This window comes from Bacillus sp. 01N42_2, from assembly GCF_056399565.1.
In genome coordinates this window covers 549695-569417 of record NZ_JBFTRO010000003.1, presented here as the reverse complement: position 1 = coordinate 569417, position 19723 = coordinate 549695, and the positions used below count along the sequence as shown (strand labels likewise).

Sequence of the window (19723 nt, the reverse complement as noted above, 5' to 3'; positions counted from 1 at the left end):
TTAGAATGCCTGCCTGTCACGCAGGAGGTCGCGGGTTCGAGTCCCGTCCGGACCGCCATTTATATAAAAAGGCTCGGTAGCTCAGTTGGTAGAGCAACGGACTGAAAATCCGTGTGTCGGCGGTTCGATTCCGTCCCGAGCCACCATTTTAATTTAATATTGTTTTGGCGGTTGTGGCGAAGTGGTTAACGCACCAGATTGTGGCTCTGGCACTCGTGGGTTCGATTCCCATCAATCGCCCCAAACAAATGCGGGTGTAGTTTAGTGGTAAAACCTCAGCCTTCCAAGCTGATGTCGTGGGTTCGATTCCCATCACCCGCTCCATTTTTATATTGTCGTGGGCCTGTAGCTCAGCTGGTTAGAGCGCACGCCTGATAAGCGTGAGGTCGGTGGTTCGAGTCCACTCAGGCCCACCATGATAATTTTCCACAGTAGCTCAGTGGTAGAGCTATCGGCTGTTAACCGATCGGTCGCAGGTTCGAATCCTGCCTGTGGAGCCATATGGAGAAGTACTCAAGTGGCTGAAGAGGCGCCCCTGCTAAGGGTGTAGGTCGTGTAAGCGGCGCGAGGGTTCAAATCCCTCCTTCTCCGCCATAAGGCCCGTTGGTCAAGCGGTTAAGACACCGCCCTTTCACGGCGGTAACACGGGTTCGAATCCCGTACGGGTCATTAAAAAAACCTTGCATAGTATGCAAGGTTTTTTATTATGAGTTCATAGTGTAAATGGTAAAAGACAGGTATGTGGCAAAAGCGCTCCATAATAAATAAGGAACCAAAAGCCAGGCTGAAGCTTTGCTGTATTTACTGGCAATCATCAATAAAATGAGTGTTGTAACGGCTACAAGCAGGCAATCGATAGATGCAGCAAGCAAATTTTTCTGTGTGAATTGAAAAAAGCTGAATCCTTGATTCACGATATAATTGATGAGAAGCATCACCCAGAAAGCTTTGGATTCTTTACATGAAAGCTTTACGTATACCAAGGCTGCTGACAGGGAGATAAGCGCAAACAAAACCGCCCATATGATGCCTATCACTGATCCGCTCGGCGTCCAGTCAGGTTTTTGAAGCGCGTCGTACCATTCCCGATCTATGGGAAAGAGAAACCCCGCTAAGGAAAACAAGGCATATGTAATGATAAATACAATGATCGCACCGATATACTTCTTTTTCATCTCTTCCCTCCATTGTTCAATGTCATTCCCGATTTTGGAAAGGTTAAACCTTTTTGAGAGCCATGCACCATTAAGTGTATGAGTTTCCATTGCAAAAATGCAACAAATGTAAAAACCCCGGCTTACCGGGGTTTTAGTCAGCATGAAGATCGCCGAAAGTCGTCATAATTCCTTCTTCATCCAGTTCCTGTTCATATTTTTCGTGGTCTCTGCTTGGATACACGGAAATGTTTTTTCCGGTAATATCTGTGGCGATAAAATTTTCATAATCCTCAACATAGCCGATGTTTTCTTCTGAGTTCATTGTCATATCGTTGTAGCTGAGAGGCGGAACCTCTAAATCTTGAGGTGTTTCTGAGTTTCCGTATTCCTCTACATCCTGATATGAGTCTTCACTATCGTAAGGCGGCCGTATTGATTCATCATCATCAAATTCAAACTGTCCGAACGGTGTTTCCTCTTCAATCGGCCTGTCTTTAGAAACGGCATCCTGAGAGGAATATTCCGCCAAGGTGGTAGCCGTCGGCAGAGCTTCCAGTCTGTCATAAGGGATTTCTTTGCCGCTGACTTCACAAATACCGTATGTGCCGTTTTCAATTTGTCTCAGGGAGTAATCAATGTCGCGAAGGTGCTCCCGTTCATGGTCGAGGAGAGCAAGATCTTTTTCACGCTCGTATAATTCAGTCGCCTGATCGCCGGGATGATTGTCATAGGAAGACAATTCGCCGGATGACTGATACGGGAATTCATCTGTTAATTGAAATTGGTCATTCTCTTTAAAACGACTTAAGATATCATGTTTGGCTTCTTCGAGCTCTTTTTTCAAGTGTGTGATCTGTTCATTTGTAAGCACATCATTCCCTCGTTTCTATGTGATGCTTATGACTGTTAGTATGAACGTTTTTGTGCAGAAAAATGGTGGATAAAAATGGTCGTTTTCCCACAGTAAAGTAAAGGATACAGTGATTGCCGAGAGTGGGGAAAGAAAATTCAAGTTTGTTTCTTTATTCATTTGCGCAAAAAGGTTTATAATAAGAAATGCAGGCATTTTGTCGTGCGCAAATCTGTGTGTTTGACACAAAGTCATCACAGGTGTATTGTATTAAAAGCATTTAACGGATTATGGAGGAATGTCTCATGGTGACAACGGTGCAGCATACGTTCCGAGAGGAAGCAGATCATGCATTACATAAAGCCAAACAAGTCAACCATGCTGTCTTATTGAGCTATTCAAGACGTATTGCGTCTTTAGACCCTCTATCATTTTTCAAAGACGGAGCAAAAAAATATAAAGGCAAACGATTTTTTTGGTCAGAACCCGGTAGTGAATTAACAATAGTCGGTCTTGGCACAGAAGCGCTGTTCCAATCGAATGAAAAAAACGAAAAACGTTATCAAGACGTTTTTGAACAATGGGAGCGCTTTAAAAAGACGGCTTATCATATTCATGAAGAAGAAGAGGCGGCGCAAACCGCGGTCGGCCCTGTCTTATTCGGCGGTTTTTCATTTAATCCCGCTGAAGAAAGAGGAGACGAATGGGATGGGTTCGAAGAAGGACTGTTTTTTATTCCCTCACTCATGCTGACAAAGACGGCGGATGGTGATTATTTAACCGTCAATCAATGGGCGGCAGACGGCAATCAGGCAGAAGATGTGCTGAAACGTCTGAAATCTTTTTCTGAAGCTTTTACAGTTTCTTCAATGACATATGAGGAATATCCTGATTTAACAAAAGCGGAAGAACTAGATGTAGAAAACTGGCTTGACGCCATTAAAACAGCAACAAATGATATGAAAGCAAATCAATATGATAAAGTCGTGCTGGCAAGGGAAGTCGTTTTGTCATATGACGGGCCGATTCCGGCGGAGAGCGTTGTCCGCAAGCTTTTGACGGATCAAACGACAAGCTATGTTTTTGCGATTGAGCAGGGAAATAAATGCTTTGTCGGCGCTTCACCGGAACGGCTGATCAAAAAATCCGGCAAAGACGTCATGTCCTCTTGTCTGGCAGGTTCAATTAAGCGCGGAGAAAGTCAGGAAGAAGATGACCGTCTCGGCGAAGAATTGCTGCATGACGAAAAAAACCTGGCGGAGCATGATTTTGTGGTTCAGATGATAAACGATGCTTTTATATCGAGCTGCAGTGATGTGAAAAAGCCTGCAGGTCCGCAATTATATAAAACAAAAAGTGTGCAGCATCTATATACGCCGATCACCGGCCGTCTTAAAACGTCTGCTTCGCTGTTTGATTTAATTGAAAAGCTGCATCCCACACCGGCATTGGGCGGAGCGCCCCAGCAGAAAGCTGTTGATGTTATCGCTGAAATTGAACCGATGACACGCGGGTGGTACGCGGCGCCGATCGGCTGGATGGACGGCAGGGAAAACGGAGAATTTGTCGTGGCCATCCGATCAGGATTGATTGAAGACAAAAGGGCGCGCCTTTTTGCAGGCTGCGGCATTGTTGAAGATTCAGATCCGCAATCAGAATATGAAGAAACACAAATTAAACTAAAGCCGATGATCTCTGCTTTAGGAGGTGAAAGGCTTTGACAAACCCGATTACACATTATATCGGAAGCTTTATTGATGAATTCGCTCTTTCGGGTGTAACCGACGCGGTCGTTTGTCCCGGATCGAGGTCGACTCCGCTGGCGGTTTTGGCAGCGGCCCACCCGGATATTCAAGTCCATATACAAATTGATGAACGATCCGCAGGTTTTTTCGCACTCGGTCTTGCAAAAGCCCGCCAGCGTCCGGTCATGCTGATTTGTACGTCAGGAACGGCAGCGGCTAACTTCTATCCGGCCGTGATTGAGGCTCATTATTCAAGAGTGCCTCTCATTGTCCTGACTGCTGACCGGCCCCATGAATTAAGGGAAGTAGGGGCGCCTCAGGCGATTAACCAGCATTTTCTGTTCGGTAACTTTGTTAAGTTTTTCACAGACTCGGCTCTTCCCGAGGAAAATCCTCAAATGCTGAGTTATATCAGAACTTTGGCCGGCAGAGCCGCAAGTGAAGCGGGGAAGCAGCCAATGGGACCGGTGCATGTCAATGTGCCGCTCAGGGAGCCTTTGATGCCTGATTTGTCAGCCCGGCCTTTTGAAAGAATGAGAGCAGATCGGCATGTCTCTGTCACAACAGGGATTCAATCTGCCGATCCGGCCTCACTGCGTCATATTACAGAGCGTCTTGCGAACACCGAAAAGGGGATGATCGTCTGCGGCGAAATTCACGGTGAAGCAGAAAAACAGCAAATCCTCGCGCTTGCCGAGATACTTCAATTCCCGATTTTGGCTGATCCGCTTTCAAATCTGCGAAACGGAAAGCATGATAAGGCGCTGATCATTGATGCTTATGACTCGTTCTTAAGAGATGAGGAGATAAAAGAAGTGCTGCGTCCGGAAGCTGTGATTCGCTTCGGTCCGATGCCGGTTTCCAAACCGCTCTTTGTATGGCTCAGGGATGATCCTGCCATTGAGCAGTTTATCGTCGATGAAGACGGAGGGTGGAGAGATCCCACTCAGGCCGGCGCGCATATGATTCATTGCCATCCGTCGGTGTTTTTGGAAGCGGTCCGTTCAGTTGAAACGGGAAGACGGCTATCCGAATGGCTGGAGAAATGGCAGTTTGTCAATGAACGGTTCCGCGGCCATTTACAGCATGCGGGCATTGATAACTTGTCATTCGAAGGAAATGTATATCGTCACCTTCAGCACCTTGTTCCTGAAGACAGTTCGATTTTTGTCGGCAACAGCATGCCGATTCGCGATGTGGATACTTTCTTTGAAAAGCAAGATCGTTCCTTCCGCGTCTATGCCAACCGCGGTGCTAACGGAATTGACGGAGTTGTTTCCTCGGCTATGGGCGTATGTGAGGGAACAAAAGCTCCCGTCACGCTTGTGATTGGAGATTTATCGTTTTACCATGATTTAAACGGTCTGTTAGCGGCTAAAAAACTTGGAATTCCGCTTACGGTTATTTTAATAAACAATGATGGCGGCGGGATTTTCTCATTTTTGCCGCAGGCATCTGATAAAACTCATTTTGAAGAACTATTCGGTACGCCGACGGGCCTTGATTTCAAGCATGCCGCAGCACTGTATGGCGGGACGTATACTTGCCCTGAGACATGGGAAGCATTTAAGGATGCGTATCAGCCGCAGGCGGACAAGCCCGGACTTCATATTATCGAGCTGAAAACAGATCGGACCTCAAGAGTTCAATTCCATCGCGATCTGCTGCAGGCTGCAGTGCGGGAAGTGAAAAAAGAATGGAGACTGTAACTGTCAAAATGGATGACGGCGTGTGCTACCGGGTGAATGATACCGGTGACCGCTCGTCTGAAGCAATTGTTTGTCTGCACGGATTTACGGGCAGTAAAGAATCATGGATGTTTCTGCGCGAAATGTTTCCCGGCGAGCGAATGGTGATGATTGACTGCCTGGGTCACGGGGAGACAGACGCGCCTGTGCAAGCGGCAAGGTACAGTACGAGCCGGCAGGTTGCGGACCTTGCCGCCGTTTTTGATCAATTAAAACTTCACAAAGTGAAACTTATTGGTTATTCTATGGGGGGAAGACTTGCGTATTCCTTTGCACAGGCATTTCCGCATCGGGTGTCAGCGCTTGTTTTGGAAAGCTCCACTCCGGGTCTCAGCACGCTTCAGGAACGCAAAAAGCGGATTCAGTCAGACCGGAAGCTTGCAGACTTTATATTGAAGGAAGGCATCACATCGTTTGTCGATTATTGGGAGGGCATTCCGTTGTTTGCCACGCAGCTTTCTCTGCCGGACAGCGTAAAGGCGTCCATCCGTGCCGGCAGGCTGAAAAATAATCCGTCCGGACTTGCAGGCAGTCTGCTCGGAATGGGGACGGGCTCGCAGCCTTCCTGGTGGGATGCATTAGACCGCATCAAGGCGCCCGTTCTGCTTATATGCGGTGAATGGGACGAAAAGTTTTGCGTGATTAATCAAAAGGTGCATAACCTGCTCCCATCAAGTAAAATAGAGGTTGTCAAACAGGCGGGGCACACGGTACATGTGGAACAGCCGCGAATTTTTGGTAAGATAGTAAGTGAGTTTTTATACGGCTTGTAAAGCATATAGAAAATAGCTTTTCGGCCGGACTCAGGCAAAAATGAAGGAGGTCATATCAATGGCTGCAGAATGGAAAACTGAACGTCAGTACGATGAAATCCTGTACGAGACGTATAACGGTATTGCAAAAATAACAATTAACCGCCCGGAGGTACATAACGCATTTACTCCTAAGACGGTATCAGAAATGATTGACGCATTTGCTTGTGCGCGTGATGACTCTAATATCGGTGTCATCGTTCTTGCGGGAGCGGGAGATAAAGCATTCTGTTCAGGCGGAGACCAAAAAGTCCGCGGTCACGGCGGATATGTCGGAGACGATCAGATCCCGCGTCTGAACGTGCTTGATCTTCAGCGTTTGATCCGCGTGATTCCTAAACCGGTTGTAGCAATGGTTTCAGGTTACGCGATCGGCGGAGGCCATGTGCTTCATATCGTCTGTGATTTAACGATTGCGGCTGATAACGCGATTTTCGGTCAGACCGGACCGAAAGTGGGAAGCTTTGATGCCGGGTACGGCTCAGGCTACCTGGCGCGTATCGTCGGACATAAGAAAGCCCGTGAAATCTGGTATCTGTGCCGTCAATACAATGCGCAGGAAGCGCTCGACATGGGTCTTGTTAATACGGTAGTCCCATTAGAGAAACTTGAAGAGGAAACCATTAAATGGTGTGAGGAAATGCTTGAGAAAAGCCCTACAGCCCTTCGTTTCCTTAAAGCGGCATTTAACGCAGATACAGACGGCCTCGCCGGAATTCAGCAATTTGCGGGAGATGCAACACTTCTTTATTACACGACAGACGAAGCGAAAGAAGGCCGCGATTCCTTTAAAGAAAAACGCAGTCCGGATTTCGGTCAGTTCCCTCGTTTTCCGTGATCAGATGACACTACGAAACAGCTTGAGCCGCTCTGGTCCAAGCTGTTTTCTTTTCAAACACAGTACTTTTACCTCGGAGATGATAACATGCTGACAGAACAGCCAAATTGGCTCATTCAAAGGGCTCAGCTGACACCTGAGAGAATCGCTCTCATATTTGAAAACAAACAGATGACATTCAGAGAATTGTATGATGCTTCTGAACAAATGGCCGCGCGGCTGTCCGAATACTGCAAGCTTAAAAAAGGAGACCGTGTCGCGATTTTGCTTTCTAACCGTCCGGAAATGGTTTATGCCGTTCACGCCTGCTTCTTATTAGGAGCGGAAGCGGTGCTGTTAAATACGAAGCTCTCAAAACAAGAACGGCTGTTTCAGCTCGAAGATTCAGAGGCGAAGCTTTTATTGACGGAAGACGGTTTTTGCCGCGAAGATTATGAATCTGCAGTCGCTGTCGCAGATGTGGACGAACTGCAGGCTGAAAAGGCGGATGACATGGAGCCGGAAGCTTATGTAACACTTGGTGATACGGCGACTCTTATGTATACGTCAGGAACAACGGGAAGGCCGAAGGGGGTGCAGCAGACTTTCGGAAACCATTATTCCAGCGCTGTATCGTCTGCGCTGAATCTGGGGGTCACGGAGCGGGACCGCTGGCTTATTGCGCTGCCGCTGTTTCATATCAGCGGCCTGTCTGCACTGTTTAAGTCGGTCATTTACGGTATGCCCGTCGTGCTGCACCGAAAATTTTCAGTTACTGATGTGCTTGCCAGCATCAGCTCACACCGGGTCACGATCATATCAGCGGTGCAGACAATGCTTTCAGGTCTGCTTGCGGAAACCGAACAATGTCCGGAATCATTGCGGTGCATTCTGCTTGGCGGAGGGCCGGCCCCGCTGCCGCTCCTTGAAGAATGCCGAAGAAAGCAATTTCCGGTCTTCCAGTCTTACGGCTTGACCGAAACCTGCTCACAGATTGTCACGCTTTCTCCGGAATTCAGCATGGAAAAGCTCGGCTCGGCCGGTAAACCGCTGTTTTCATGCGAGATCAGAATTGAAAAAGAAGGAAATCGCTGTGCGCCGTTTGAACACGGTGAAATCACGGTAAAAGGCCCGAATGTGATGAAAGGCTACTATCATCGTGATGAAGCGAATCAGGCCGCTTTTCATAATGGCTGGTTTAAAACGGGCGATCTTGGTTATTTAGATGACGAAGGGTTTTTATATGTGCTGGACAGACGGTCGGATCTCATCATTTCAGGCGGAGAGAACATCTATCCGGCTGAAGTGGAAGCGGCGCTGCTTGCCCATCCGGCTGTAGCGGAAGCAGGTGTTTCAGGAGCCGAAGATCCAAAGTGGGGGAAAGTGCCGCATGCCTTTCTCGTGCTGACTTCTTCTGTCAGTGCAGAAGAGCTGGCCGACTTTTGCCGTGAACGCCTTGCAAAATATAAAGTACCGGCTGCTTTTTTCGCGGTTGACGAGCTCCCGCGGAACGCGTCCAATAAACTGATGAGACATCGGCTGAATGAGCTTCGTAAAGGAGAATTGTCATGATTAAGATTGAAAAAATCACCCTTTATCATGTAAGTATGAGGCTGAAAAAACCGTTTAAAACAAGTATTGAAACGCTGCAGGACCGCAAATTTTTGATCGTGGAGGCGATCGATGAAACCGGCAGAACCGGCTGGGGGGAGGTATCGGCGTTTTCTTCTCCTTGGTATACAGAAGAAACGATTCAGACATGCGCGCATATGCTGAGAGATTTTTTCATCCCAAATATCGTAGGCCGCGAGTTTTTCCATCCGTCAGAAGTGCCTGACAGTCTCGCGCGTTTCAAAGGAAACCGCATGGCAAAAGCGGGGCTCGAATCAGCCGTGTGGGATCTATATGCCAAGAAAAAGGGGATATCTCTCGCAGAAGCCTTAGGGGGCAAAAGAGATAAAGTGCCCGCCGGGGTCGTAGTGGGTCTTGCTTCGGATGATGTGATGCTTCGGGAAATTGAGCAATATTTAAAAGAAGGTTATCAACGTATAAAAATAAAAATTCAGCCCGGCCGTGACGTTGATTTGGTCAGAGCCATCCGCAGCCGTTTCCCGAACTTACCGCTGATGGCAGATGCCAACTCGGCATATGAACTGAAAGACATCAGCAGGCTGAAAGAATTGGATGAATTCCAATTAATGATGATAGAACAGCCGCTTCAGGCAGATGATATTGTCGATCACCGCCACCTGCAAAAACATTTGAGAACGGCGATATGTCTTGATGAAAGTATATGCTCATTTGATGACGCGAGGCGGGCGATTGAGCTTGGAAGCTGTAAAATCATTAACATAAAACCGGCGCGTGTAGGAGGCCTGACAGAAGCTTTAAAAATACATGATTTATGCAGAGAGCATCACATGCCGGTATGGTGCGGCGGAATGTTCGAGACCGGCATTTCGAGAGCGCAGACAGTCGCGCTTGCTTCGCTGCCGCAATTTACGATACCGGGTGACATTTCCTCATCAGACCGATACTGGGAGGAGGATATCGTCACTCCTGACATCCGTATCGAAGAGGGATTTATCTCTGTTCCGGACGATCCTGGACTGGGTGTCAGCGTGAATCAGGAAGTAATGAGAAAATACGTCACCCAAATGGACGTTTTCACAACGAACAGCTGATAAAACTTTATTTCAGCAAGTTGAGCACACTGTAAGCTGCTGTTATATTGAAACTGTTCAACATCACCCCTTCCCTGTTTGAACCGGCTGAAAAAGCCGGTTTTTTTAGCAGACGAATGTGATAATTTTTTTCAAACAGTCTCAGCTTAACATCGCAAGCGTTGCTTTCTCGATACTGATTGTACCGTCTGCCGCCGCCTATTTGCCGGCGAACCGCCTTTCTGCCGTGCTTCTCATCGGCGCCGAAATGAAAAAGAGCTGTATAAAAACAGCTCTTTTTTTATAAATCATACGGTTTAAAGGTTTTGCAATCGGTTTCTTCACTTTTTTCAGCGGTTTCGCCTGTATGGCTGACAACATAAATCGCGTCGGCCGTGCATTTGTTTCCTTTGCCCCAATAAGAGCAGTTATTGACTTCACACAGTATTTTTTGATGATCCATGCTGACTCCCCCTCCATAATAAAAGGTACGCCATTAGTATGAACCGCTCTGATTTCTGTTATTCCTCCTGGCGGATATAACGTCTGTCTTTCATAAAGAGCTTCCAGAAGAAATAAAACCCGGGAAACAAAATAATGAAAGCGACGATATACGTCATAAACAGCGCCTTGAAGGTTGCCGGCTCCGTAAACCCAGACATGACCGTAATATCGGGATAAATCATATAAGGAAGATGGGCCCGTCCGTACGCATAGCTTGCCAGGAAATATTGCAGCGCAATGGCGATCATGGCGATTCTCGGTTTGCCGATGTTCTGGCCGAAGCGTTTATTCGGCAGAAACAGGGCCGCGCCCGCAATAATAAATGTAATGACAGACAGGATGAGCCATGTCTTGTCTTTCATCATCCCCGTATACAGCCAGCCGGCTTCAGAGCGTAATGTCACCATAATGAAGATGGCAAAAAGAAGTGACAGCGGCCCTGTTATTAAAGAGCTCCGTCTGTAGATGCGGTACGCATGCTCCTCTTCCGCAACATTTGAAAAGTCAGCCAGAAGCAGCGAAGATAAAAACAAAGTGCTTAAAATGGCAAAGCCGATAAACGCATACGCATTAGGGCTTGTAAAGACATTTGCCAAATTTAAGTGATACACTCCGCCCGTCTTGTCGATAAATCCCCCGTGTGTGACCGGAAGGACCAATATCAGCACGGCAGGAATAATGAAGCCTGAAATTCCGGAGATATATCTCATGATTTTTCTTTCCTTCGCCGTATTGGAGAAGACGAGAAAGCCGCTGCGGATCGCTAAAAGCAGCAGAATGATACTCCCCGGAATCAATAAAACGGTCCCCAGCACGAAGGTTGCCCCGGGAAAGAAGCTGAAAAGGGCGACAACGATCGCGACGATAAAGACATTGGTCACTTCCCATGTCGGGGACAAATAACGGTTGGCGATGTTTGTCGCCTTTGTTTGTTCTTTATTTAAATAAATCATCGACCAAAAGCCGGCTCCGAAGTCCATCGTTGCCATGACCGCGTAAATAAACACGAAGCCCCATACGATTGATATCGCGATGAGAGCGTCCATGGTAATGTCCATTTCAATTCAGCCCTTTCTTTGTTAAGATTCCGCCGCTTTTACATCCTCCTCAACGGGATGTTTGCGGAAATAATAAAGCAGCACATAAATGACTGCGGCCGCCAAAATGGCGTATACCACCGTAAACAGGATGAACAGCAAGCCGATTGAACCGGTTGTGGTGACGACATCTGATGTTTTCAGCAGATGATAAATCACCCATGGCTGCCGTCCCGTACAAGCGAATATCCACCCGAATTCAATTCCGATCAGACTGAGCGGTCCTGCTGTTAAAAATAAAATCAAAAGCCAAGTCGGAAAGCTGTCTTTCTTTAAGATTTTTCTCCATACGATGCCGATGATGGAGTATAAAATGAGCAGCATTCCGATGCCGACCATTCCGTTAAACAGTGTATGAATGAATAAAGGCGGCCACTCGTCTTTCGGAAACGCGTTCAACCCTTTAACGACGGTATCAAAGCTGTTTGCAGCCAAAAAGCTTAAAGCCCACGGCACTTCTATCGCCCATTTTACTTTTTCTTCTTTTGGATCGGTAAAACCGCCGATCGCAAGCGGAGCGTGTGATCTTGTTTCGAACAGCCCTTCTGCGCCCGCAAGCTTTTCAGGCTGGTATTCGTAAAGAAGCTGGGCAGATTCGTGTCCGTTTAAAGAAGCAATAATGGAAAAGATTCCGCCGATCGTTAAAGCGAGCAGCAGCGCTTTTCGGTGAAACCGGTATATCTGCTCCTGTTTTCTCGTTCTTAGCATTTTATAAGCTGCTACTGAGGCGACGATAAATGCACCGGTCATGAAAGCCGTCAGAACGACATGGCCCGCGGTGGTGAAAAAGCTTGGGTTAAAAAATGCGGCCCACGGTTCGACGTCAGTGATTTTGCCGTTTAAAATTTTAAAGCCGGCCGGCGTTCCTTCAAATGCGTGAACATTTGTGATTAAGACGGCAGATGCTGCGGCGCCGATCAAAACGAAAATAACCGCAATGATGCGCATCGCCGGAGTCAGCCGGTCAGCGGCATAGACATAAATGGACATAAACAGCGCTTCGATAAAGAAAGCATAAATTTCAATTTGAAACGGGAGTGACATCACTCTGCCGATGACTTCCATGAATCCGGGCCACAAAAGAGCAAGCTGTGTACCCGCGATCGTTCCAGTCGGTATCGCCACGCCGAGCAGAACCGCCTGCGCCTTTGTCCACCTTTTCGCCATAATGGCATAATGAGGATCTTTGGTTTTTTGATAAATTAATTCAGCCATTAAAATCATCAGAGGCAAGCCGACACCAAGCGTCGCGAAAATAATATGAAAGCCCATGGTTGTCCCGAACAGGCTTCTGGCTAACACTAAATCATCCACGTCATAAACCGCCTTTCTTATTACCGTTTTATGTAATGTGGTTATATTATTTGCTGAAGCCATTAGATTATTCTTCTGATTCCATATATGAGCAGGGTTTAGAAATCAAGGGATCGGGGCATATATGATTGACAAGCGCCTATTTAAGGTTTAGAATAAAACGTAATTATTACGATTTGAGAAAGGGAGATCAGCATGAAAAAAGATATTCATCCGGATAACCATCGAGTGATTTTTCAAGATGTGAACAGCGGCTACCGATTTTTAAGCCGTTCAACGAAAACGTCAGAGGAAACGGCAGAGTGGGAAGACGGAAAAACATACCCGCTGATTAAAGTAGAAGTCAGCTCAGATACGCATCCGTTTTATACAGGCCGCCAAAAGTTCAACGAAAAAGGCGGGAGAGTCGAACAGTTCAACAAAAAATACAATATGGGAAAATAAGACAAGTCCGAGGGGGTTTGTCTTATTTATTGGGCCGTCTGTTACTTTGGGATCAGGTGCGGGTAGTGACGAAATGGCCCGCCTTGTGTTATATTGTGAATAAAAAGACAGAAAGGAAACACCAAGATGAGTCTTCTAAACGATATCATGAATTTTAATGAGCAGTTCACTAAAAACAAAGATTATGAAAAATACCAAACATCTAAATTCCCGGATAAAAAGATGGCGATTTTGTCCTGCATGGACACACGCCTTGTTGAATTGCTTCCTCACGCGATGAACATGCGAAACGGCGATGTGAAAATAATTAAAAGTGCCGGCGCGCTTGTCGCCCACCCGTTCGGAAGCATCATGCGCAGCCTTTTAGTGGCCGTATATGAATTAAACGCTGATGAAGTCTGCGTGATCGGCCATCATGATTGCGGCATGAGCAAAATCAACAGCGAGGATATGCTCGGTAAAATTATTGACCGCGGTATTCCGAAAGAGCGGATTGACATGCTGAAGCACTCAGGTGTTGATCTTGATCAATGGCTGAAAAGCTTTGATTCTGTAGAAGCGAGTGTGACAGACAGCGTAAACGTCATTAAACACCATCCGCTTTTCCCTGACAATGTGCCGGTGCACGGTCTGGTGATTGATCCTGAAACCGGTAAACTTGATCTGGTGATCGACGGCTACCAGCATATGGACTAATGCTTTTGTTTTTTTTCCGGTACGGGATCAACCCCGCCCGGATGAAACGGATGGCACTTTAAGATTCGCTTCAAGGTCAGCCATCCGCCTTTTAATGCGCCGTGAGTCCTGACGGCTTCGATTCCGTACTGAGAACATGTCGGATAGAAGCGGCATGACGGCGGCGTCAGCGGAGAGATGAACTTCTGGTATCCGCGGATTAACGCAATCATTATGGTTTTCATCAAAAAAACCACCTTTCTAATGCCAGTATAGAAAAAAAATTTCAGATTGAAAAGCTTCCGCCGCAATTCTTATCGGAAAACTGTGTTATAATGGATGCATATTCTGAAAAAAAGGGAGTGCTATTATGCCTTCAGTAGAAAGCTTTGAGCTTGACCATAATGCGGTTGTGGCTCCGTATGTAAGACATTGCGGGGTGCATAAAGTCGGAACAGACGGCGTCGTGAATAAGTTTGACATCCGCTTCTGTCAGCCGAACAAACAGGCGATGAAGCCGGATACGATTCATACGCTTGAGCACTTGCTTGCGTTTACGATTCGCACACATTCTGAGAAATACGATCACTTCGACATCATAGATATTTCACCGATGGGCTGCCAGACAGGCTATTATCTAGTTGTGAGCGGCGAGCCGACAGCGGAAGAAATTGTCGACCTGCTTGACGCTACGCTGAAAGAAGCCATCGATATTACGGAGATCCCGGCAGCCAACGAAAAACAGTGCGGCCAGGCGAAACTTCATGATTTGGAAGGCGCGAAACGCCTGATGCGTTTCTGGCTGTCACAGGATAAAGAAGATTTGCTCAAAGTGTTCGGATAAAAAACAGGCCTTTTTGCTGTCATGCAAAAAGGCTTTTTTACATATTTCTAAAAAATGTCACACCTTATGTGTAAGCGTTTGCTAAAATAGAAGCAAACATGAAGGAGTGATGGAATGAAACGGGCTGTATTGGCGGGTATGTGCGGTATGGTATTTCTTTTATCTTCTTGCGGAGGCAATGCGGACAAAACCTCCGCGGATGAAGAGCCGAAAGCGCTTGAAGTCAAGCTTACCGGACCGGAAACGGCAGAGCCGCATGAAAAAGCAGAATACAAGGCGGAAGTTTTTTACGGCGGTAAGCGGGTCACGGATGCGGATGAAGTCATGTTTGAAGTATGGAAAGAAGGAAAAAAAGGCAGCGGCAAAACAAGCAAGGCCAAGGAGGAAAAAGGGGCGTATTATCTGCGGACTGAATTCGATAAAGAAGGTGTATATACCGTTCAATCCCACGTAACGGCAAAACAGCAGCACAATATGCCGACTGTAAAAGTGCGTGTCGGGGATGCTGAAGCTGCCGATGATTCCTCCGGCCGTGAGGAAAAGGCGCAACATCATTAAGGCTTGTTTTTATCCGTCAATCCGTTTGATGCGTCCTGCGGCGGATCGATCGTATGCTTTACGTTATAGGCTCTTACCGTCGACCAGATGGATAAAAGCAGCACGGCAAGCACGATAAGAAAGCCGAGACTCAGTAGAAGCAGCATGAAATCCCTCCTTTTTAACAAATGATAACATATTTTCCATCTGGAAAACCAAGGGCTAAAAATTTATGTTTTAACACACGATATATAGGGTATATCAATAGTAAACCAAAGGAGGAAGATTGGCATGTCAGAAAAACTATTGGAAGCAGTTAATAAACAAGTTGCAAACTGGACGGTCATGTATGTGAAATTACATAACTATCATTGGTACGTCAAAGGGAAGGACTTTTTCACATTGCATGAGAAATTCGAAGAGCTGTATAACGAAACGGCTACATATATTGATGACCTTGCAGAGCGTCTGCTGGCATTAAACGGCAAGCCGATCGGCACCATGACGGAATCATTGAAGACTGCTTCTATAAAAGAAGCGGAAGGCAATGAGAGCGCAGAACAAATGGTACAGAACGTTTATGATGATTTCACTGTCATTGCAGAAGAGCTGAAAAGCGGAATGGATCTCGCAGATGAGGTCGGGGATGAAACGACCGGCGATATGCTGCTGGCCATTCACCAGAATATCGAAAAACATAACTGGATGCTGAAAGCGTATTTAGGATAATTAACAAGGGAAGACCGGGGCTTTAGAGCGTCCGGTCTTTTATTTGGCTGCCGAAGATGTTGTCCATTTTTCTGAAAAATCCAGACCGTTCCGTTCACTTTTCATAGAATAATGTAAGGCCGTTTCTGTGAAAGGATGTTGGATCAAATGGGCAGAGACTTTGGCATCTTTTCGTTTTTTGCAGTGATTGTGTCGGCAGCGGGATTTTTCTTTGGCGGTTTTCAGTATTCGTTTCTGATTTTGCTATCGGTCATGGCGATCGAATTTATCAGTACAAGCTTAAAAGAGTCTCTTTTGCATCAGCTGAGCCCCAAAAGGCTTTTTGCGCGGCTGGTCAAAAAAATTGTGACCCTGGCATTAGTCTCAGTTTGCCATTTTTTTGATCAGCTGCTTTATACCGAAGGCGCTATCCGTAATTTGGCTATCATGTTTTATATCTTATACGAATCGGTACAGATTGTGATCACGGCAAGCTCACTGGGCATCCCGGTTCCGCAGGTGCTCGTCGATCTTTTGGACGCCTTGAAAAATAAATTCAAGCGCAAACCGTAACATTTGCTTCAAACGAGGCTATACTAGCGGGTATGATGGTTTTCCTCTGAATTTTTGATAAAGGGCTTCCGAACAAACGCAACTGTGGTATGATGTATGGAAGATATGAAGGAACGGATTAGAGGGATAAACATGTACGAGTTTAAAGACTATTATCAGAATACTGTTCAGCTCTCCTTTGAACACCAGCCTTTTTCAGACAGCCCGAAGCACGTATGGGTCATATGCCGATATGGCGATAAATGGCTTTTGACTGAGCATGAAGACCGGGGGTTTGAATTTCCGGGCGGAAAAGTGGAGCCGATGGAATGTGCGGAGGAAGCGGCCCTGCGCGAGGTGAAAGAAGAAACCGGCGCTGCGGTAAGACACCTTCAGTACGTCGGACAGTATAAAGTTCTCGGCAGGGAAAAGATAATCATTAAGAATATATATTTTGCCGATATTGAAAGGCTTGAAAAACAGGCTGATTATTTTGAAACGAAGGGGCCAGTGCTGTTCAGCGAACTGCCGGAGAATCTCCCGAGAAATAAAAAGTTCAGTTTCATCATGAAAGATTCAGTGCTTCCGATCAGCCTGAAAAAGCTGAAAGAGGACGGCGTATTTCAATCATAAAAACGGAGACCCGGCGATACCGCACGGGTCTTTTTTATATTTTTCCTTTCGTCCATTTTCTTTCTAACCATTCGACTCCCTGATACATCAATGTCGCAAAAACCGCGATGATCAGAAGGCTTAAGAACACCAAAGTGAAATTGAAGACTTGGAAGCCGTAAATGATCATGTAGCCCAGGCCCTTTTCGGACACAAGAAATTCGCCGACAATGACCCCGACCCAGGATAAACCGACATTCACTTTAAGCGCAGAAACAATCGCGGGGGAGCACGCCGGCAAGATGACTTCTTTAAATATGATGCGCCTTTTCGCTCCGAAGGTTTTCATGACCTTAATATAATTCTCATCCACTTCCTGAAAAGCCGTAAAGACGACGATCGTCGTGATAATGACACTGATGACTGCACCCATGGCTACGATGCTTGTGAAACTCGGCCCGAGTGCGACGATAAGAATCGGCCCGAGTGCGACTTTCGGCATCGCGTTTAAAATGACGAGGTACGGGTCTAACACACGGGCAAGCCTGTTTGACCACCATAACAGAGCGGCGAGGCATGTGCCGAGAAGTGTGCCGAGCAAAAAGCCCAGAACGGTTTCTCCTAATGTAACGCCGATGTGAGCCGCAAGAGATCCGTCCGCGATCTTTTCCGCCAAGAGCCGGCAAACGGCAGAGGGTGAGCTGAAGATTAACGGATCGATCCAGTCTGCCTTGCTCGAAATTTCCCACCCGGCAAAAAATACGATGAAAATGGCGGCCTGATACGCACGGATCCGGCGTTTTTCTTTTTGGTGGTTTTTCTTAAACTCCTGATGAAGCTGTTCAATCGTGCCGCTGCTGTTTTTCAAGGGAGTTCAGCTCCTTCCATATCGTTTGAAACAGCGGCTGAAAGGCCGGGTCCTGACGCGCGTCAAACGGATCTAAGGACGCGAGCTCCTTGGGCACGGTGAAGATTTGATGGATGGTGCCCGGCTGATTCGAAAATAAATAGATCGTATCGCTCATGGCGATGGCTTCACCGATATCGTGGGTGACGAGCACGGCGGTTTTTTGAAAATCTTTTAATGTTTTGAAGACAAGGTTTTCTAAAGAAAGCTTCGTTTGAAAGTCCAGCGCGGAAAACGGCTCATCCAGAAGCAGCAGTCCCGGGTCCGGCGCAAGCGTTCTGGCAAGTGCCGCCCGCTGACGCATTCCGCCTGACAGCTCTTTCGGATATTTTTTTTCGACGCCGATTAATCCGAGTTTAGGCAGAAGGCTGAGAACTTCAGCCCTTTTTTCTTCTGTTAATGTTTTGGAAATGTGTAAACCGAGCAGGACGTTTTCCTCAATTGATTTCCAAGGAAATAAATAATCCTGCTGAAGCATATAGCCGATTTGGTGTTCTTTATGGTTCGGCACGCTTCCTTCAATCAGCACCCGGCCTTGCGCGGGGGCGATAAGGCCGGCCAGAATGGACAGGAGTGTGGTTTTTCCGCATCCGCTCGGCCCGAGAAAAGAGATGAAATCCCCTTTTTCAATATGAAAATGTATATCTTTCACGGCGGTTGTTCTTTCTTTCAGCGAGAAATAAGTATGTGTCACATGATCCACTTGTAAAAAAGACATTCATGTTCCTCCTATTGTTCTGAGGTGGCTTTTTTGGCGATTGTTGTGTTGACGAGTTTGCTGTACGGAATATGTTTCGGGAGCTCTCCGGCTTCATCCATAATAGCTTGGAGCTGTTCCCATTCATCCTCTTGCAGAACAGGGTCTGAAGAGAACGATTTTTGTTTTTTATAGCGTTCTATTGATGCTTCAATAATGGCTGGGTCGGTATCGGCAAATTCCTTTTGAATCGTTTTTGCGATGTCTTTGGCCGGGTGGCTTTCCACCCATTGCTGGGCGCGGTAAATGGCGCGGGTGAATTTTTCCGCTGTTTTTTCATTGTTTTTTAAATAGCTTTCTTTTGCCATAAAAGTTGTGTAAGGCACTTGGCCGGAAGCTTCTCCGAAGGATGCGACGATATGGCCGATGCCTTCTTTTTCAAATTGGGATGCCGTCGGTTCAAACAGCTGCACATAATCACCGGTGCCGGATGCAAATGCGTTGGAAATGTTGGCGAAATCAATGTTTTGAATCAGGTTGATGTCTTTTTTCGGCTGTATGTGATGTTTTTTCAGGACGTACTCACCGGCCATTTGAGGCATGCCGCCTTTTCGCTGGCCGAGAAATGTTTTTCCTTTTAAATCGTCCCACTTGAATGATGTCTCATCCTTCCGCGCCACGAGAAATGTGCCGTCTGTCTGCGTCAGCTGTGCGAAGTTGATGATAGGATCTTTAGCTCCCTGCGCTTCCACGTAAATGGATGTTTCAGAACCGACCAGCGCGATGTCAGAGCCGTTTGACAAAAGCGATGTCATCGTTTTGTCTCCGCCCCATGTTGTTTGAAGAGACACTTGAAGCCCTTCTTTTTTAAAGAAACCCTTCGCTTCAGCGACATACATAGGCGTATAGAAGATGGAGTGTGTGACTTCCGCCACCTTCACCTTTGTCAGACTTTCTTCCTGTCTGCAGGCCGGAAGAATGAGCAGGAATAAGGCGCATATGACAAAGATGCAGCTCGTTTTGAGCCATTTGTTCACGTT

Annotated in this window: 23 protein-coding genes and 7 tRNA genes; 20 read left to right on the top strand and 10 right to left on the bottom strand. The window is 46.7% G+C overall.

The genetic code is table 11. From position 1 onward, the window contains the following. Positions 1-70 precede the first annotated feature (70 nt). The 7 genes from AC1DN5_RS10460 (at position 71) to AC1DN5_RS10430 (ending at position 669) form a co-directional block, all read left to right on the top strand. Positions 71-146: transfer RNA gene (locus tag AC1DN5_RS10460), tRNA-Phe, on the top strand. A gap of 21 nt (positions 147-167) precedes the next feature. After that, a tRNA-His gene (locus AC1DN5_RS10455) sits at positions 168-243 on the top strand. Between the two features lie 7 nt (positions 244-250). Next, positions 251-324: transfer RNA gene (locus AC1DN5_RS10450), tRNA-Gly, on the top strand. A gap of 15 nt (positions 325-339) precedes the next feature. Beyond that, positions 340-416, top strand: a tRNA-Ile gene (locus AC1DN5_RS10445). A 9-nt stretch (positions 417-425) separates the two neighbouring features. Further along, a tRNA-Asn gene (locus AC1DN5_RS10440) sits at positions 426-500 on the top strand. Positions 501-503: 3 nt separating this feature from the next. Then, a tRNA-Ser gene (locus AC1DN5_RS10435) sits at positions 504-594 on the top strand. 3 nt (positions 595-597) lie between these two features. Continuing rightward, positions 598-669 (top strand) — tRNA-Glu (locus tag AC1DN5_RS10430). Positions 670-704: 35 nt separating this feature from the next. On the opposite strand, the gene AC1DN5_RS10425 is transcribed toward AC1DN5_RS10430, so the two are convergent. Both AC1DN5_RS10425 and AC1DN5_RS10420 read right to left on the bottom strand, forming a co-directional pair. After that, positions 705-1175 carry a TspO/MBR family protein gene (locus AC1DN5_RS10425; protein ID WP_366969050.1) on the bottom strand — a complete coding sequence of 157 codons (471 nt, stop codon included), beginning with the start codon at positions 1173-1175 and terminating at the stop codon, positions 705-707. Between the two features lie 133 nt (positions 1176-1308). Further along, positions 1309-2028 (bottom strand): TraR/DksA C4-type zinc finger protein, encoded by a 720-nt coding sequence (locus tag AC1DN5_RS10420; RefSeq protein WP_366969051.1) that lies wholly within the window; start codon positions 2026-2028, stop codon positions 1309-1311. 284 nt (positions 2029-2312) lie between these two features. Between AC1DN5_RS10420 and AC1DN5_RS10415 the strand changes: the two genes are divergently transcribed. The 6 genes from AC1DN5_RS10415 to menC all read left to right on the top strand — a co-directional run bounded on the left by AC1DN5_RS10415 (position 2313) and on the right by menC (position 9813). After that, positions 2313-3728 (top strand): isochorismate synthase, encoded by a 1416-nt coding sequence (locus AC1DN5_RS10415; protein ID WP_366969052.1) that lies wholly within the window; start codon positions 2313-2315, stop codon positions 3726-3728. Next, positions 3725-5461 carry a 2-succinyl-5-enolpyruvyl-6-hydroxy-3-cyclohexene-1-carboxylic-acid synthase gene (gene menD, locus AC1DN5_RS10410; protein ID WP_366969053.1) on the top strand — a complete coding sequence of 579 codons (1737 nt, stop codon included), beginning with the start codon at positions 3725-3727 and terminating at the stop codon, positions 5459-5461. Before AC1DN5_RS10415 ends, menD begins: the two co-directional genes overlap by 4 nt. Continuing rightward, positions 5449-6273 carry a 2-succinyl-6-hydroxy-2,4-cyclohexadiene-1-carboxylate synthase gene (gene menH, locus AC1DN5_RS10405; RefSeq protein WP_049627226.1) on the top strand — a complete coding sequence of 275 codons (825 nt, stop codon included), beginning with the start codon at positions 5449-5451 and terminating at the stop codon, positions 6271-6273. The genes menD and menH overlap by 13 nt, the downstream gene beginning before the upstream one ends. 58 nt (positions 6274-6331) lie before the next feature. Then, positions 6332-7150 (top strand): 1,4-dihydroxy-2-naphthoyl-CoA synthase, encoded by an 819-nt coding sequence (menB, locus tag AC1DN5_RS10400; RefSeq protein WP_016938465.1) that lies wholly within the window; start codon positions 6332-6334, stop codon positions 7148-7150. 87 nt (positions 7151-7237) lie between these two features. After that, positions 7238-8701, top strand: coding sequence for an o-succinylbenzoate--CoA ligase (locus AC1DN5_RS10395; RefSeq protein WP_366969054.1), 1464 nt, complete (start codon positions 7238-7240; stop codon positions 8699-8701). Next, positions 8698-9813 carry an o-succinylbenzoate synthase gene (gene menC / locus AC1DN5_RS10390; protein WP_342006980.1) on the top strand — a complete coding sequence of 372 codons (1116 nt, stop codon included), beginning with the start codon at positions 8698-8700 and terminating at the stop codon, positions 9811-9813. The genes AC1DN5_RS10395 and menC overlap by 4 nt, the downstream gene beginning before the upstream one ends. Before the next feature lie 280 nt (positions 9814-10093). On the opposite strand, the gene AC1DN5_RS10385 is transcribed toward menC, so the two are convergent. The 3 genes from AC1DN5_RS10385 to AC1DN5_RS10375 are packed head-to-tail and all read right to left on the bottom strand — an operon-like array spanning position 10094 to position 12707. Continuing rightward, complete coding sequence (locus AC1DN5_RS10385) at positions 10094-10255, bottom strand: DUF1540 domain-containing protein (RefSeq protein WP_016938469.1); 162 nt, start codon at positions 10253-10255, stop codon at positions 10094-10096. A 58-nt stretch (positions 10256-10313) separates the two neighbouring features. Continuing rightward, entirely contained in the window at positions 10314-11354 is a 1041-nt protein-coding gene (locus AC1DN5_RS10380) for a cytochrome d ubiquinol oxidase subunit II (protein WP_016938470.1), read from the bottom strand. 21 nt (positions 11355-11375) lie between these two features. Continuing rightward, complete coding sequence (locus tag AC1DN5_RS10375; RefSeq protein WP_029575342.1) at positions 11376-12707, bottom strand: cytochrome ubiquinol oxidase subunit I; 1332 nt, start codon at positions 12705-12707, stop codon at positions 11376-11378. Between the two features lie 195 nt (positions 12708-12902). Between AC1DN5_RS10375 and AC1DN5_RS10370 the strand changes: the two genes are divergently transcribed. Both AC1DN5_RS10370 and AC1DN5_RS10365 read left to right on the top strand, forming a co-directional pair. Further along, entirely contained in the window at positions 12903-13151 is a 249-nt protein-coding gene (locus tag AC1DN5_RS10370) for a type B 50S ribosomal protein L31 (protein WP_016938472.1), read from the top strand. Between the two features lie 126 nt (positions 13152-13277). Then, positions 13278-13847, top strand: coding sequence for a beta-class carbonic anhydrase (locus AC1DN5_RS10365; protein WP_016938473.1), 570 nt, complete (start codon positions 13278-13280; stop codon positions 13845-13847). Here AC1DN5_RS10365 and yidD read toward each other — a convergent pair. Continuing rightward, the gene (gene yidD, locus AC1DN5_RS10360) at positions 13844-14071 is read right to left on the bottom strand and encodes a membrane protein insertion efficiency factor YidD (protein WP_016938474.1); all 228 of its coding nucleotides are present in this window, start codon (positions 14069-14071) and stop codon (positions 13844-13846) included. The two genes, AC1DN5_RS10365 and yidD, sit on opposite strands and share 4 nt — an antisense overlap. 125 nt (positions 14072-14196) lie before the next feature. Between yidD and AC1DN5_RS10355 the strand changes: the two genes are divergently transcribed. After that, positions 14197-14670 (top strand): S-ribosylhomocysteine lyase, encoded by a 474-nt coding sequence (locus AC1DN5_RS10355; protein WP_003152237.1) that lies wholly within the window; start codon positions 14197-14199, stop codon positions 14668-14670. 114 nt (positions 14671-14784) lie between these two features. Continuing rightward, positions 14785-15228, top strand: a complete 444-nt coding sequence (locus tag AC1DN5_RS10350; RefSeq protein ID WP_016938475.1) for a FixH family protein — start codon at positions 14785-14787, stop codon at positions 15226-15228. Here AC1DN5_RS10350 and ytzI read toward each other — a convergent pair. Further along, positions 15225-15374 (bottom strand): YtzI protein, encoded by a 150-nt coding sequence (gene ytzI / locus AC1DN5_RS10345; protein WP_016938476.1) that lies wholly within the window; start codon positions 15372-15374, stop codon positions 15225-15227. The two genes, AC1DN5_RS10350 and ytzI, sit on opposite strands and share 4 nt — an antisense overlap. Positions 15375-15498: 124 nt before the next feature. Here ytzI and AC1DN5_RS10340 point away from each other — a divergent pair, with 124 nt between their 5' ends. The 3 genes from AC1DN5_RS10340 (at position 15499) to ytkD (ending at position 17100) form a co-directional block, all read left to right on the top strand. Continuing rightward, positions 15499-15936 carry a Dps family protein gene (locus AC1DN5_RS10340; protein WP_016938477.1) on the top strand — a complete coding sequence of 146 codons (438 nt, stop codon included), beginning with the start codon at positions 15499-15501 and terminating at the stop codon, positions 15934-15936. Positions 15937-16083: 147 nt separating this feature from the next. Next, positions 16084-16488: a phage holin family protein gene (locus AC1DN5_RS10335; RefSeq protein ID WP_016938478.1), complete on the top strand. Its 405-nt coding sequence runs from the start codon at positions 16084-16086 to the stop codon at positions 16486-16488. 132 nt (positions 16489-16620) lie between these two features. Then, positions 16621-17100, top strand: coding sequence for an RNA deprotection pyrophosphohydrolase (gene ytkD, locus AC1DN5_RS10330; RefSeq protein WP_016938479.1), 480 nt, complete (start codon positions 16621-16623; stop codon positions 17098-17100). A 34-nt stretch (positions 17101-17134) separates the two neighbouring features. Here ytkD and AC1DN5_RS10325 read toward each other — a convergent pair whose 3' ends face one another. The 3 genes from AC1DN5_RS10325 to AC1DN5_RS10315 are packed head-to-tail and all read right to left on the bottom strand — an operon-like array spanning position 17135 to position 19720. After that, complete coding sequence (locus AC1DN5_RS10325) at positions 17135-17947, bottom strand: ABC transporter permease (RefSeq protein WP_366969055.1); 813 nt, start codon at positions 17945-17947, stop codon at positions 17135-17137. After that, positions 17922-18704, bottom strand: coding sequence for an ABC transporter ATP-binding protein (locus AC1DN5_RS10320; protein ID WP_045926403.1), 783 nt, complete (start codon positions 18702-18704; stop codon positions 17922-17924). Before AC1DN5_RS10320 ends, AC1DN5_RS10325 begins: the two co-directional genes overlap by 26 nt. 11 nt (positions 18705-18715) lie before the next feature. After that, positions 18716-19720, bottom strand: coding sequence for an ABC transporter substrate-binding protein (locus AC1DN5_RS10315; RefSeq protein WP_016938482.1), 1005 nt, complete (start codon positions 19718-19720; stop codon positions 18716-18718). Positions 19721-19723 lie beyond the last annotated feature (3 nt).